Annotated in this window: 15 protein-coding genes; 8 read left to right on the top strand and 7 right to left on the bottom strand. The window is 71.5% G+C overall.

What is annotated here, in order from left to right:
- Positions 1-249: 249 nt before the first annotated feature.
- From FNH09_RS38600 to hemC, 4 genes are all read left to right on the top strand, one after another.
- Positions 250-1,230, top strand: coding sequence for an ATP-dependent DNA ligase (locus tag FNH09_RS38600; protein ID WP_338017816.1), 981 nt, complete (start codon positions 250-252; stop codon positions 1,228-1,230).
- A 142-nt stretch (positions 1,231-1,372) separates the two neighbouring features.
- Positions 1,373-2,149 carry an NPP1 family protein gene (locus FNH09_RS38595; protein WP_162469741.1) on the top strand — a complete coding sequence of 259 codons (777 nt, stop codon included), beginning with the start codon at positions 1,373-1,375 and terminating at the stop codon, positions 2,147-2,149.
- Positions 2,150-2,231: 82 nt separating this feature from the next.
- On the top strand, positions 2,232-2,720 hold the full coding sequence (locus tag FNH09_RS38590; protein ID WP_152894536.1) for a GNAT family N-acetyltransferase: 489 nt from the start codon (positions 2,232-2,234) through the stop codon (positions 2,718-2,720).
- Between the two features lie 47 nt (positions 2,721-2,767).
- Positions 2,768-3,703, top strand: a complete 936-nt coding sequence (hemC, locus tag FNH09_RS38585; protein WP_152894535.1) for a hydroxymethylbilane synthase — start codon at positions 2,768-2,770, stop codon at positions 3,701-3,703.
- Positions 3,704-3,840: 137 nt separating this feature from the next.
- Here the strand turns inward: hemC and FNH09_RS38580 are convergent, their stop codons facing one another.
- The 4 genes from FNH09_RS38580 to FNH09_RS38565 all read right to left on the bottom strand — a co-directional run bounded on the left by FNH09_RS38580 (position 3,841) and on the right by FNH09_RS38565 (position 6,686).
- Complete coding sequence (locus tag FNH09_RS38580; protein ID WP_162469740.1) at positions 3,841-4,362, bottom strand: hypothetical protein; 522 nt, start codon at positions 4,360-4,362, stop codon at positions 3,841-3,843.
- A gap of 191 nt (positions 4,363-4,553) precedes the next feature.
- Positions 4,554-5,414, bottom strand: a complete 861-nt coding sequence (locus tag FNH09_RS38575) for an ABC transporter permease (RefSeq protein WP_152894534.1) — start codon at positions 5,412-5,414, stop codon at positions 4,554-4,556.
- Positions 5,374-6,231, bottom strand: coding sequence for an ABC transporter ATP-binding protein (locus tag FNH09_RS38570; protein ID WP_152894533.1), 858 nt, complete (start codon positions 6,229-6,231; stop codon positions 5,374-5,376). Before FNH09_RS38570 ends, FNH09_RS38575 begins: the two co-directional genes overlap by 41 nt.
- Positions 6,228-6,686: a MarR family winged helix-turn-helix transcriptional regulator gene (locus FNH09_RS38565; RefSeq protein WP_152894532.1), complete on the bottom strand. Its 459-nt coding sequence runs from the start codon at positions 6,684-6,686 to the stop codon at positions 6,228-6,230. Before FNH09_RS38565 ends, FNH09_RS38570 begins: the two co-directional genes overlap by 4 nt.
- Before the next feature lie 306 nt (positions 6,687-6,992).
- Between FNH09_RS38565 and FNH09_RS38560 the strand changes: the two genes are divergently transcribed.
- The gene (locus tag FNH09_RS38560) at positions 6,993-7,793 is read left to right on the top strand and encodes a SigB/SigF/SigG family RNA polymerase sigma factor (RefSeq protein ID WP_152894531.1); all 801 of its coding nucleotides are present in this window, start codon (positions 6,993-6,995) and stop codon (positions 7,791-7,793) included.
- A 65-nt stretch (positions 7,794-7,858) separates the two neighbouring features.
- On the opposite strand, the gene FNH09_RS38555 is transcribed toward FNH09_RS38560, so the two are convergent.
- A complete protein-coding gene (locus FNH09_RS38555) occupies positions 7,859-8,194 on the bottom strand; it encodes an ANTAR domain-containing protein (protein WP_162469739.1) in 336 nt (111 codons plus the stop codon).
- Positions 8,195-8,353: 159 nt separating this feature from the next.
- Between FNH09_RS38555 and FNH09_RS38550 the strand changes: the two genes are divergently transcribed.
- The gene (locus FNH09_RS38550; protein WP_152894530.1) at positions 8,354-9,163 is read left to right on the top strand and encodes a VOC family protein; all 810 of its coding nucleotides are present in this window, start codon (positions 8,354-8,356) and stop codon (positions 9,161-9,163) included.
- 9 nt (positions 9,164-9,172) lie between these two features.
- Here FNH09_RS38550 and glgX read toward each other — a convergent pair whose 3' ends face one another.
- Together glgX and FNH09_RS38540 are read right to left on the bottom strand one after the other, a co-directional pair.
- Positions 9,173-11,326 carry a glycogen debranching protein GlgX gene (gene glgX / locus FNH09_RS38545; RefSeq protein WP_162469738.1) on the bottom strand — a complete coding sequence of 718 codons (2,154 nt, stop codon included), beginning with the start codon at positions 11,324-11,326 and terminating at the stop codon, positions 9,173-9,175.
- The gene (locus FNH09_RS38540; RefSeq protein ID WP_152894528.1) at positions 11,323-11,826 is read right to left on the bottom strand and encodes a pep a2; all 504 of its coding nucleotides are present in this window, start codon (positions 11,824-11,826) and stop codon (positions 11,323-11,325) included. Before FNH09_RS38540 ends, glgX begins: the two co-directional genes overlap by 4 nt.
- Before the next feature lie 283 nt (positions 11,827-12,109).
- Between FNH09_RS38540 and FNH09_RS38535 the strand changes: the two genes are divergently transcribed.
- A complete protein-coding gene (locus FNH09_RS38535) occupies positions 12,110-12,406 on the top strand; it encodes a DUF5133 domain-containing protein (RefSeq protein WP_238427359.1) in 297 nt (98 codons plus the stop codon).
- An 82-nt stretch (positions 12,407-12,488) separates the two neighbouring features.
- A partial coding sequence (locus FNH09_RS38530; protein WP_152894527.1) for a maltotransferase domain-containing protein occupies positions 12,489-13,077 on the top strand: 589 nt, incomplete at its 3' end.

Genomic DNA, 13,077 nt, shown 5'->3' with positions numbered 1-13,077 from the left:
GGCATACGCACCAGGTTACCATATCGTTGCGTAACTCAAGTAATTAATCCGGCGCCCCGGGATCAACCCCTCCGCCACACCGTGCGGCCCGCCCGCCGGGCCCACCCCGGCCCCGGCCGCGGCACACCCAGCATCCCGCATCCCGGCACGACGACATCCCTCGGGACGGCATCCCGGAGGACGGCGCCGTTCAGGGGAAACCCGCGGGCCGCACGCGTGACGAGGGCCGGGTCCGTCGACACCTGACCCGTGACCCTGCCGCTGATCGCCCCCATGCTCGCCATGCCCGGCACCCTGCCGCCCCCGGCGCAGGACGCGCACTGGGCGTACGAGACCAAGCAGGACGGCCAGCGGGTCGTGGCCTATCTGGCCGGGGACGGCGGAGTGCTGCTGCGGGCCAGGTCCGGCGAGGACATCACCGCCGCCTACCCCGAACTGCGGGCACTGGGCGGCGCGCTGGGCACCACACCGGCCGTGCTGGACGGGGAGGTGCTGGCCCTCGACGCGGACGGACGCGCCGACTTCCAGCTCCTCCAGTCCCGGATGGGCCTGGCCCACGCACCGGCCAGGGCGGCCCGCCGCGCCGCCGAAGTCCCCGTCCATCTCGTCCTGTTCGACGTCATGCACCTCGGCACCCGCCCCCTGCTGACCGAGCCCTACCGCCGTCGGCGCTCCCGGCTGGAGGAGCTCGCCCTGCAAGGGCCGTACTGGTCGACACCGGCCGCCCTGGTCGGCCACGGCGAGCGGGCGCTGCGGGCCACCCGCGAGCACGGCCTGGAGGGCCTGGTCTGCAAACAGCTGGACTCCGTCTACGAACCGGGCGTGCGGTCCCGGGCCTGGACCAAGATCCGCAACCTGCATACCGAGGACGTGATCGTCGGCGGCTGGGTGCCCGGCCGGGGGCGCCTGTCCGGCCTGCCCGGCGCCGTCCTGGTGGGGCAGCGCGCCGAGGGGCGACTGCGCTATGTCGGCAGCGTGGGCACCGGCTGGAGCGAGGCCGAGCGGACCGACCTCGCCGCGCTGCTGCGGGCCGCCGAGACGGACCGGTGCCCGTTCGACACCGTGCCGCCGGTCACGGGCGCGCACTGGGTGCTGCCCCGGCTGGTCGGCGAGGTCCGCTTCAGCACCCGCACCCGGGCCGGGATGCTGCGCCAGCCGTCCTGGCAGCGGCTGCGCCCGGATCTGGCGCCCGAGGAGTCGGCCGCCGACCTGCCCGACGACTCCACCTGACGATCCGTCACCGTTCACTATTGGGCTGCGGCTCACCGCCTGTACACACACGACCCCTTGGCCCGGAAGTCAAAACCCGGGAAGCTGAACTCCCCATTCCCCCACAGCCGTTGGGCTGCGCCCGGACCATGAGGAGGACGCAGTGTCGTCATCGAAGTTCAAGGCACACCGCAGGAGATGGATCACCGGCCTGGCCGGGGCCGCCGCTCTGGTCATCGCCTTCCCCGCCGCCGCCTTCGCCGCCCCGCCGCAGGCGCTGCCCTCCAACGCGGAAGCCGCGGAACTGACCTACCAGCCCGCGTTCGACTACGACACGGACGGCTGCTACCCCACGCCGGCCATCGGCCCCGACGGCACCATCAACGGCGGCCTCAACCCGAGCGGAGCCCTCAACGGGCAGTGCCGGGACGCCTCGGACCTGGACAACACCAACAGCTACTCGCGCTACAAGTGCAACAACGGCTGGTGCGCGTACCTGTACGGGCTGTACTTCGAGAAGGACCAGGCGGTGGTCGGCAGCGGCCTCGGCGGCCACCGCAACGACTGGGAACACGTCGTGGTGTGGGTGCAGAACGGCCAGGTGCAGTACGTCTCGACGTCCAACCACGGCTCGTTCACCGTGCACGCGGTCTCCACCGTCCGCTTCGAGGGCACGCACGCGAAGATCGTCTACCACAAGGACGGCATCGGCACGCACTGCTTCCGGCTGGCCAACTCCAACGACGAGCCGCCGGAGAACCACAAGGGCACCTGGCAGTACCCGCCGCTGGTCGGCTGGAACGGCTACCCGGTTGGTCTCCGCGACAAGTTGAGCGCCTACAACTTCGGCAGCGCCAACTTCGGTCTCAAGGACAGCAGCTTCGCCTCCCACCTCTCCTCCGCGAAGCCGTCGGGGATCACCTTCGACCCCAACGCCTGACCGCACCACGGCTCGCCGCCCCGCCCGCCCTCCGGGCCCCGGAACCCCCACGGCTCCGGGGCCCGTGGGGGATGATGTGCGGATGGACGATCTTCACGACGCGGTGAGCGACGCTCGCCGGGTCCGGCACGCCACCCGCGCCGATCTGCCGCGGGTCGTCGAACTCGCCGCACAGCACGCGGAGTACGAGCGTGCCGCGCCGCCGGTGGCCGATCTCGCCGGTCGCCTGGCCGGTCTCCTCTTCGACGGGCCCGCGCCCAGGCTGGTCTGTCTGCTGGCCGAACTGCCCGGCGGCGAGGTGGCCGGATACGCCACGTGCGCTCCCGTGCTGTCCACCTGGGACGGCCGCGACTATCTCCACATGGACTGTCTGTTCCTGGCCCCGGCCCACCGCGGACTGGGCCTGGGCGCCCTGTTGATGGACGCGGTGGTGGCCGAGGCGCTCGACCGGGGCATGACCGAGGTGCAGTGGCAGACGCCCGCGTGGAACGAGGGGGCGATCCGGTTCTACGACCGTCTCGGGGGGCGCGCGATGGAGAAGGTGCGCTACAGCCTGCCGGTGTCCTGTTGAGCGCGGTTCGGGTCTGAGGGGCCCTCGGGAGGGTCTATCGTGTCCGCATGTCCGTTCCCGAATTGATCCGGATCGTCTCCCGCGACTCGCCCATGGCGCTCGCCCAGGTGGAGCGGGTGCGTACCGAGTTGGCGGTGCTGCACCCCGGTGTCCGCACCGAGGTCGTGCCCGTGAAGACGACCGGCGACAAGTGGATGGGCGACCTGTCCCAGGTCGAGGGCAAGGGCGCGTTCACCAAGGAGGTCGACGCGGCGCTGCTGGCCGGCGAGGCCGATCTCGCGGTGCACTGCGTCAAGGACGTCCCGGCGGACCGGCCGCTCCCGGCGGGCACGGTGTTCGCCGCGTTCCTGAAGCGGGACGACATCCGTGACGCGCTCGTCCACCCCGGCGGGCTGACCCTCGACGAACTGCCCGCGGGGACCCGGATCGGTACCTCCTCGGTGCGCCGGGTCGCCCAGCTGGCGGCCACGCACCCGCAGCTGGAGTGCGTGCCGTTCCGCGGCAACGCCAACCGGCGGCTGGAGAAGCTGGCGGCCGGCGAGGCCGACGCGCTGCTGCTTGCGGTGTCCGGGCTGGAGCGGATCGGCCGCAGTGACGTGATCAGCGAGGTGCTGTCGCCGGAGACGATGATGCCGCCGATCGGCGCGGGCGTCCTCGCCCTTCAGTGCCGGGAGGGCGACAGCGAGCTCATCGACGCCGTCAGCGGGCTCGGTGACCCGGCCACCCATCGCGAGGCCACCGCGGAGCGCATGTTCCTGCACGTGCTCCAGGGCCACTGCAACAGCCCGATCGCCGGGTTCGCGCGGGTGGACCGCAGCGGCGAGCTCTCCCTGCGTGCTTGTGTGTTCACGGCGGACGGCAAGACCCGGCTGAACGCCCACGAGTGGGCGGGGCGGCTCGATCCGGCCACTCTGGGCACGTCGGTCGCCGTGGCCCTGCTGCGACAGGGCGCCCGCGAGATCATCGACGGCATCCCGCACTGAGACGGCTCACCGGTCGAAGCCCGGCCGCGGTGGGCTCGGGTTCACCGTGGGACGGGCGCCCTCGGTCCGGCCGGCGCGGCCGGGTGCGGCGGGCTCGCAACGCGACCTCGTCGGAGGGCCCCGCCGACGCGGCCGGGTCAGGCTGTGCCCTCTTCGGCCTGGTCCCGCAGGAAGTTGCTCACCTGGCCGGCCAGGCCGTCCCGCCCCGCGCCCGTGGCCGGAGCCAGGGTGCCCTCGCGCAGGCCGAGGCCGCCGGTCCACAGCCGCCGGTCGGTCCACTCCTCGTCGACCCGGAGCTGGATCTGCACGTCGATCAGGCTCAGGGCGGCCTCGGGACCCGCGGCGAACAGCACGGCGGTGGCCCGGCGCAGCGGGTAGACGTCGAAGCCCTCGATGAACTGGGTGTTGCGCCAGTCGATGAACGCGCTCTCGCCGTCGGGGCCGAGGCGTACGTCGATCTGGCCGTCCTCCAGGTGGATGCCGAGGTGCCGCTCACCCCGGTTCTCGACCGTGACGCGCAGCCGGAAGTACGTCATCCCCTCGGCGGCGTCGTCACGGCCGCGCGGCGGCTCTGCCGCCTCCAGCCCATGGACGCGGACACGCAGACCGGCATGCTCGTCGTACTCCCGCCAGTCACCGACCACGTTCGGCTCGTACACAGTCCTACCTCTCGACTTCTGAGGCTGCTTCCTATCCGTGCGCTCAGTGCACTGTCAAATATGCGTAATGCGCCTTGGCCAGCGAATTCGACCTATTTGATCGTTGATCAAGCTGTGCGCAGGAGGAATCCGGATCCGGGCCGCGCGAGGCCTCGTGCGGGGCGTGCCGCACATCACTTCTCCGGGTGAGTTCAGCGGGCCAGTCGGCCCAGCAGCGAGGAGGCGGCGGCGATGCCCGCCGCGGCGGCCACGAAAAGCACCCCGAAGTCGGCCGCGAGGTGCGCGTGCGTGCCCAGCAGCAGCCCGCGCAGCGCGTCGACCTGATAGCTCAGCGGGTTGGCCAGGCTGACGGCCTGGAGCCAGCCGGGCATGACGGAGACCGGGTAGAGGGCGTTGGATCCGAAGAACAGCGGCATCGTGATCGCCTGGCCGAAGCCCATGAGCCGGTCGCGGCTGAGCACGATGCCCGCGATGGTCATCGACAGACAGGAGAAGAAGGCCGAGCCCAGGATCACGGCCGCGGCGACGCCCAGCAGTTTCAGCGGGTTCCAGGTCAGGGCCACGCCGAGGACCGCGGCGATGACGACGACCACGACCGCCTGGATCAGTGACTTCACCCCGGCCGCGAACGCCTTGCCGGTGATCAGCGCCGCCCGTGGCGTGGGCGTGACCAGCAGTTTGTTGAGGATGCCCGCGTCCCGCTCCCAGATGATCTGGATGCCGTAGAAGATCGCGATGAACATCGCGGACTGGGCGATGATGCCGGGGGCGAGGTAGTCGATGTAGGGGATGCCGTCGGTGGGGATCGCCTTGATCCGGGTGAAGGTCTGGCCGAAGATCAGCAGCCACAGGGCGGGCTGGACGGCGCGGGTGTACAGCTCCGTACGGTCGTGGCGCAGTTTCTGGAGTTCGACGGCACACATCGCGTCGACCCGGGCGGGCAGCAGCCGCCAGCCCGCCCGGGGCCGGGGCGGCCGCAGCAGCAGGCCGATGTCCTTGCCGGGGAGGGGGTCAGCCGACACGGTGTGCGGTGCGGCGGGTGCTTCGGACATCGCGGAAGTCTCCTGACTTGTCGTCGAGGCCGCTGCCGGCGACGTCGCGGAAGACGTCCTCCAGCGTCGGCAGCGCGCCGGAGGCCGCCGTGCCCTCGGCGCGCCGGCGTTCGCCGAGCCCGCGCCTGAGTTCGGCCGGGGTGCCGAGGGCGCGGATACGGCCGCGGTGCATCAGGCCGACCCGGTCGCAGTACTGGTCGGCCTCGTCCATGTAGTGCGTGGTCACCAGGACGGTCATGCCGGTGGCCGCGCGTACGGCGTTGATGTGGTCCCAGACCCCGGTACGGGCGATGGGGTCGAGGCCGATCGTCGGCTCGTCCAGGATCAGCAGGCGGGGGGCGCTGACCAGCGCCTGGGCGAGTTCGAGGCGGCGGACCATGCCGCCGGAGTAGGTGCTCGCCAGGCGGTCGGCGGCGTCCTCCAGGTCCACCGCGGCCAGGGCCTGGCCGACCCGTTCGGCGCGCTCACGGCGCGGCACGTCGAACACCCGGGCGAACAGGGCGACGTTCTCGCGCCCGGTGAGGCCCGCGTCGGCGGACAGCTGCTGCGGTACGTAGCCGAGCATGCGGCGTACGGCCATCTGCTCCCCGGCCGCGTCGTGGCCGAAGACGCGGACCGTGCCGGCCGGGACCGGCAGCAGGGTGGTGATGCAGCGGATCGCGGTGGTCTTGCCGGCGCCGTTCGGGCCGAGCAGCCCGAAGGTCTCGCCCTCGACGACCGACAGGTCCAGCCCGTCGACGGCGTTCGTGGCGCCGAAGGAGTAGGAGAGCTGTGCGCAACTGACGGCCTCGGCCGGTCCTTCGACGTTCGCGGTCATGACTCCTCGGCTTCCTCGCGCAGGGCGGCGGCCAGTCGGCGCAGGGCCGGGACGGCCGCGCCGAGCGCTTCGCGGTCCGCCGCGTCGAGCCGGGCCACATGGCGGCGCAGCAGGTCGGCGCGGCGTTCCTGCCAGGCGCGCAGCCGGGCCTCGGCGGCCTCGGTCAACAGCAGCCGGGCGACCCGCCGGTCGGCGGGGTCGGTCTCGCGGATCAAAAAGCCGTCCCGGACCAGTTTGTTGACCAGGGTCGAGACCGAATTGCCCGCCAGGTAGAGCTCCTTGGCCGCGTCGCCGACGCCGATGCCGGGCCGCGCCTCGACCAGGCGCAGCAGCTCCACCTCGGCGCCGCGCAGCCGCGGCCCGCCCAGCCCGGCCCGCAGCCGGCGTCTGATCAGCCGGTGCACCCCGACCAGCGCGTGGGCGAGCTCGTCGGGGAAGGTCTCCCGCTGTTCCATGTCACCGAGATTAGCTCTGCATCAGAGGTATCGGCACCAAGGAAGGGTCAAGAGCGGCGACCGAAGGCGCCCGCACCGGGGAATTTCACTCCCCGAATTCCCTCGCGTTCATAAGGTGGCTTTTCCGTCTATATTTCCATATTTGTTTCGAAAGCGTCCGGGCGGGGAATTCGCATTTCAGTGCTTCGGACAGGAGGCACGCCCGCGGGGTCATGCCCGTCGGGCCCCGGCCTCCTTGCCCAAGGGCCCGAGCGTGCGTCTCCCGCGGGGTCTGTCCATCCGGCACCCGCTGAGGGAGGCGCGCAGATGCGTACCGCCATCAGAACGAAACAACATCCGCACGACGACGCCCCTGACACCACCGAGTCCTTCGAACGATTCGCCCGGCTGCCCGCGGGCCCCGAGCGCACGGAGCTGCGGGACGAACTCGTGCGGCTCTGGCTGCCCATGGCCGAGCGGATCGCCGTGCGCTTCCGCGGCCGCGGCGAAACCCTGGAGGATCTGTACCAGGTGGCGGCCCTCGGGCTCGTCAAGGCGGTCGACCACTACGACCCGGCGCGCGGCCGGGTCTTCGAGGCGTACGCGGTGCCGACCATCACCGGTGAGATCAAGCGCCACTTCCGCGACCACATGTGGACGCTGCACGTCCCGCGCCGCGTGCAGGACCTGCGCAACCAGGTGCGGAAGGCCACCAAGGAGCTGGCGCCCACCCTGTCCGGGCGCCATGCAACCGTGGCCGAGCTCGCCGAGCACACGGGCCTGGCCGAGGACGAGGTGCGCACCGGGCTGGAGGCGCTGGACTGCTTCACGGCACTGTCGCTGGAGGCCGAGATGCCGGGCACCGAGGGGTACGCCCTGGCGGACGCGATCGGCGCTCCGGATCCGGCCTACGACACGGTCGTCGACCGCGTGTCCGTGACCCCCTGCCTCCAGGCGCTGCCGGAGCGCGAGCGCACCATCCTGTATCTGCGCTTCTTCGGCGGCATGACCCAGAACACCATCGCGGAGCAGCTGGGCATCTCGCAGATGCACGTCTCACGGCTGCTCAGCGGCTGCTTCGCCCGGCTGCGCGCGGAGATCGAGGCGGAGATCGAGGAGGGCGACTGACCCTCGCCCGGCCGGCCGTCGCCGTACCGTCGCCCGGCCGCCGCGACCGGCTCCGGGCCGGTCCGTCACCCGGGCGGGGGTGCGCCCGGGATCTGTGCGGGGCCGTACCGGTCCAGGGCGTCGTCCAGCTCCGCGCGGAGCTCCGCGGGCATCTCGCCGCTGCGTCCCCAGAGCAGGATCGCCTCCGCCACATGGCGCAGCTTGACGTTCCGGTGCTGGGAGACCTCCTTCAGCACCAGCCAGCCCTGGTCCGGGGTCACCCGTCCCAGCGCGACGACCATGCCGATCGCCTGGTCCACGACGGCATGGGAGACGACCGCCTCCTTGAGCTGCTCGATCTCCTCCTGGAGCCGGAAGATGCGGTCCGTCTCGTCCCCCGACTCGTCCGTCGTGCAAGCCACGCCTCCATCGTGGCACGCGTGCGACCCGGCGCCACCGGGGGTACTCGGCAGGCGCGGGGAGCGGTTCCCACCGGACACTGGAAGGGGACCGGTGCCCCCTTCCGGGAGGGAAGGGACCGGTGGTTCCCCGCCGGGCGACGAGATCGGAACGCGAGCACGATGAATCACAACACGAGTCCCTCCACCTCGACCTCCACCGAGCACCCCGTCTCGACCCACTCCGTCTTCGGAGCACCCTGCTGGGTGAGCCTGACCAGCCGCGACCTGAAGGCCGCGGAGGAGTTCTACACCGCCGTACTGGGCTGGCAGTGGCGCACGGCCAAACTCGGTGACCAGTTCCGTATCGCGATGGTGGGCGAGGCTCCGGTCGCCGGGATCGCCGCGGTCGCCGCGATGTGGCAGATGGCCGTGGCCTGGACGCCGTACTTCGCCGTGCGCAGCGCGGACGAGGCCGTGTCCCGGGTCCGCGAGCGCGGCGGCACCGCCGCGGTGGGGCCGATCTCCCTCGCGCCGGGGCGGGCGGCCCTGCTGGCGGACCGGGACGGCGCCACCTTCGGGATCTGGGAGGGGGCGCTCTTCTCCGACTGGGAGACCTGGCGGGAGGTGTCCCCCGCCTTCATCCGGCTGCACACACGTGACGCGTTCGACGCCGCCATCTTCTACGGCGAGGTCCTCGAATGGGCGTCCGACTGCCCCGGTTGCTGCGAGGTCCACTACGAGGGCGGCGAGGTCGTGCTGCGCAGCCGGGGCGATGTCGTGGCCCGGATCGTCTCCGGGGCGCTGGAGGCGGCCCCCGACCCCACCATCCGGCCGCACTGGCAGGTGCACTTCGCGGTCGACGACCCGGCGGCCTGCGCCCGGGACGCGGAGCGGCACGGCGGCAGCATCCTGCACCGCAGCCCCGACATGGTGGTGTTGCGCGACCCCGACGGCGCCCAGTTCACGGTGACCTCGCACCACGCGCGCTGAGGTCCCGCCTCACCCGCCGCGGCGGGCGGGGCGGGTAAGCAGCACCAGGCTGCGTGGTCCGACGGTCAGGACGGTGTCCGCCTTGTGTTCCATCTCGTCCGGGGCGCCGTCCTGCTCCATGGTGTCGATCAGGGTCGTCCAGCGTTCGCCGTAGGCGGTGCCCGGCAGCCGGAAGTCGACCGGCTCCCAGTAGCTGTTGAGCAGCAGCAGGAACGAGTCGTCGACGACGGGCCGGCCCTGCGGGTCGGGTTCGGCGATGGCGTCGCCGTTGAGGAAGACACCGACCGAGTGCGCGTCCGCGCGCCGCCAGTCCCGGTCGGTCATCTCGCGCGCGTCCGGCAGCAGCCACACGAGGTCGGGCAGGGACCGGTCGGCGTGGGTGGGCGTATCGCCGTGGAAGAAGCGACGACGGCGCAGCACGGGGTGGGCGGAACGCAGCGCGATCGCGCGCCGGGTGAACTCCAGCAGCCGGCGCTGCTCCTCGCCAAGTCGCCAGTCGACCCAGGAGACCTCGTTGTCCTGGCAGTAGGCGTTGTTGTTGCCGCGCTGGGTGCGCCCGAGCTCGTCGCCGTGGCAGAGCATCGGGATGCCCTGCGACAGCAGCAGGGTGGCCAGGAAGTTGCGCTGCTGACGGGACCTCAGCCGCAGCACGCCCCGGTCGCGGGTCGGGCCCTCGGCGCCGCAGTTCCAGGACCGGTTGTCGCTCTCGCCGTCCCGGTTGCCCTCGCCGTTGGCCTCGTTGTGCTTGTCGTTGTACGAGACGAGGTCACGCAGGGTGAACCCGTCGTGTGCGGTAACGAAGTTGACGCTGGCGCGCGGCCGGCGCCGGCTGTGCGCGTAGATGTCGGAGGAACCGGTCAGCCGGGAGGCGAACTCGCCGAGCGTGTGCTCCTCCGCGCGCCAGAAGTCCCGTACGGCGTCCCGGTACTTGCCGTTCCACTCCGACCACAGCTGGGGGAAGTTGCCCACCTGGTAGCCGGCCTCGCCGAGGTCCCACGGCTCGGCGATGAGTTTGACCCTGCTGATGACCGGGTCCTGCTGGATGAGGTCGAAGAACGCCGACAGCCGGTCCACCTCGTGGAACTGCCGTGCCAGCGTCGCCGCCAGATCGAAGCGGAACCCGTCGACATGCATCTCGGTCACCCAGTACCGCAGCGAATCCATGATCAGCTGGAGGACGTAGGGGTGCCGCATGAGCAGGCTGTTGCCGGTGCCGGTGGTGTCGTAGTAGTGCGACCAGTCGCCGTCGACCAGCCGGTAGTACGAGGCGTTGTCTATGCCCCGGAAGGAGAGGGTGGGCCCCTTCTCGTTGCCCTCGGCGGTGTGGTTGTAGACCACGTCGAGGATCACTTCGAGCCCGGCCGCGTGCAGCGCCTTCACCATCGCCTTGAACTCGGCGACCTGTTGCCCCCGGGTGCCGTGGGCGGCGTAGGCGTTGTGCGGGGCGAAGAAGCCGATCGTGTTGTAGCCCCAGTAGTTGGACAGCCCGCGACCCTGGAGCACACCGTCCTGCACGAACTGGTGCACGGGCATCAGTTCGACCGCGGTGACGCCCAGCGAGGTGAGGTGGTCCAGGACCGCGGGGTGGGCGAGTCCGGCGTAGGTGCCGCGCAGTTCGGACGGCACGTCGGGGTGGGTGCGGGTCAGCCCCCGGACGTGGGCCTCGTAGATCACGGTCTCGGCGTACGGCCGACGCGGCGGGCGGTCGTCGCCCCAGTCGAAGCCGGAGTCGATCACCACGCCGAGCATGGTGTGCCCGGCGCTGTCGGCCGGGTCCGGTCCGTCGGGCGCGCGCTCGTACAGCGAGGCGTGGCCGTCGATCTGGCCGTCCACGGCTCTGGCGTACGGATCGAGCAGCAGCTTCGCGGGATTGCAGCGGTGCCCGGAGCCGGGGTGCCACGGCCCGTGCACCCGGTAGCCGTAGCGCTGCCCCGGGCCGACACCGGCGAGATAGCCGTGCCAGACGAAGCCGTCGACCTCGGTCAGCGGGACCTGCCGGTGCCTGCCGCGGTCGTCCACGAGGACCAGGTCGACGCGCTCGGCGACCTCGCTGAAGAGTGCGAAGTTGGTGCCCCTCCCGTCGAATTCGGCACCCAACGGGTAGGGGTGCCCGCTCCGGGCGGACACCCCTGCCGTGGACTTCCGGGGTGACTTCGCGGTCACCGGGCGACCGCCAGGACGCCGTCCGTGGGGTCGGCCAGCGCCGCGACCCGCAGCGCCCGGGGCACCTGAAGCACCTCCCGCAGGCTCGGCTCGGGCACGGTGGGCACCAGCGGGACGCGTTCGCCGGCCCGGGCGCGCTGCGAGAACCAGATGACCTTGGCGCCGGTGCCGGTGGCGCAGCACCCCCAGCCGTCGCTCATCGCGGCGATACGCCCCAGGCAGTCGCGCAGGTCCGGGTCCGGGCGCAGATCGCAGTCGTTCTCGCCGATGGCGGTGATGAGGTGCTGACGGTTCCACCACATCTCGATCGACGCGCTCTTGTCCGTGGCGTGTTCGTCGATGGCCTTGAGCACCAGCTCGGTGCCGCGACAGACAGGCTCGACCAGCGTCTCGAGATCCCAGAGCCGGAGATGGGCGGCCAGGATGCGCCTGACATGGTCCACGCGCTCCGGATCGACTTCCACGTCGAGGTGGTAGTAACAGGGCACTGCGCTCTTCATCGTCGTTGGCTCCTCACCGGCGGGATTCTCGGTGGTCCTCGGCCGCACGGGCCGGGTCCCGAACACGAAGCGTGAACGGTAGTCGCTCCTGAGTCACATCCACAGTGCGGCTGCTACGCCATTCGTGCAACACGAGCGCACCACAACCAAGATCCAACAGGACGCTGGGTCATCGCGCGTGCACCATAAGTGAAAGCCTTGAGAGCCGCGCCCTGTCGGCGCCTCTGCGTGCCCGATCTCCCGGGCGACGCACCTCTCGAAATCCCGGAAGGTGAACAGCGCCATGCTGCTACCCGCGAAAGCCGAAGTCGCCCGTCACCTGAGGCGTTACCGGTCATGGGAGCGCGCGATGCTCGCCGCACCGGGTGACCGCTCGGTACGGGCCACCTTCGAGGATTCGGGATACACCCTGTGCGTGCTGATGGGCAAGCGCTGTGCCCGCGAGGCGGCCGAGGCCGCCGAACGCTATCTGGGCAGCGCCGGCGGACCGTACCTGCGGGAGCGGAGCGGGCACGGCCGCCCGAAGACCCCCGCGCACAGCGGAGCCCTCGCGCTCGGGCATTCCGCGGCGGAGCGCTAGTGCCGCAGCCCCTGTGCGGCTTGGACAGTCCGAACCTGCGGGCCGCGAACGGCCCGTCGACCAGCACGGCGGAGGTCAACACATGAAGTCCACCAGGGCCATCGGCAGGATCCCGGTACGGGGGGTCCGCCCTCGGGTGGAATGCGGCAGACGCCCGGCCAAGGCGGTCGTGGGAGAGGCGTTCCAGGTCACCGCCACCGTGTTCCGCGAGGGCCACGACGCCGTCGCCGCCAATGTCGTCCTGCGGGACCCCGCAGGACGCCGCGGTCCCTGGACGCCGATGCGTGAACTCGCCCCGGGCACCGACCTGTGGGGCGCCGACGTGCGCCCGGACGCGACAGGGCGCTGGACCTACACGGTCGAGGCGTGGTCCGACCCCGTGACCACCTGGCGCCGGCACGCCGAGATCAAGATCCCGGCCGATCTCGACACGGGTCTGGTGCTGGAGGAGGGCGGCAAGCTCTACGAGCGGGCGGCGGCCCGGGTTCCGAAGGGGCCCGGTCGCACCCTGGTCCGGGAGGCGTCGAGGCGACTGCTCGACGACTCCCTGCCGGTGGCGGCGCGGCTGGCGGCGGCGCTGACGCCGGAGGTGGACGAGGTCCTGGCCCGTCATCCGCTGCGTGAACTGCTCACCGCCTGCGCGCCGTTGCCGCTGCTGGTGGAGCGTGAGC

It is taken from the genome of Streptomyces adustus (assembly GCF_009377175.1).
GTDB lineage: Bacteria > Actinomycetota > Actinomycetes > Streptomycetales > Streptomycetaceae > Streptomyces > Streptomyces adustus.
Note: the sequence above shows the minus strand (reverse complement) of the source record. Positions and strands in the feature narration are given on the sequence as shown.

What these genes read in the sequence shown, in the direction of transcription:
- FNH09_RS38575 (WP_152894534.1), bottom strand. Translation starts at nt 5,414, where the DNA reads ATGTCCGAAGCACCCGCCGCACCGCACACCGTGTCGGCTGACCCCCTC.
- FNH09_RS38590 (WP_152894536.1), top strand. Translation starts at nt 2,232, where the DNA reads ATGGACGATCTTCACGACGCGGTGAGCGACGCTCGCCGGGTCCGGCAC.
- FNH09_RS38570 (WP_152894533.1), bottom strand. Translation starts at nt 6,231, where the DNA reads ATGACCGCGAACGTCGAAGGACCGGCCGAGGCCGTCAGTTGCGCACAG.
- hemC (WP_152894535.1), top strand. Translation starts at nt 2,768, where the DNA reads ATGTCCGTTCCCGAATTGATCCGGATCGTCTCCCGCGACTCGCCCATG.
- FNH09_RS38560 (WP_152894531.1), top strand. Translation starts at nt 6,993, where the DNA reads ATGCGTACCGCCATCAGAACGAAACAACATCCGCACGACGACGCCCCT.
- FNH09_RS38550 (WP_152894530.1), top strand. Translation starts at nt 8,354, where the DNA reads ATGAATCACAACACGAGTCCCTCCACCTCGACCTCCACCGAGCACCCC.
- FNH09_RS38565 (WP_152894532.1), bottom strand. Translation starts at nt 6,686, where the DNA reads ATGGAACAGCGGGAGACCTTCCCCGACGAGCTCGCCCACGCGCTGGTC.
- FNH09_RS38535 (WP_238427359.1), top strand. Translation starts at nt 12,110, where the DNA reads ATGCTGCTACCCGCGAAAGCCGAAGTCGCCCGTCACCTGAGGCGTTAC.
- FNH09_RS38540 (WP_152894528.1), bottom strand. Translation starts at nt 11,826, where the DNA reads ATGAAGAGCGCAGTGCCCTGTTACTACCACCTCGACGTGGAAGTCGAT.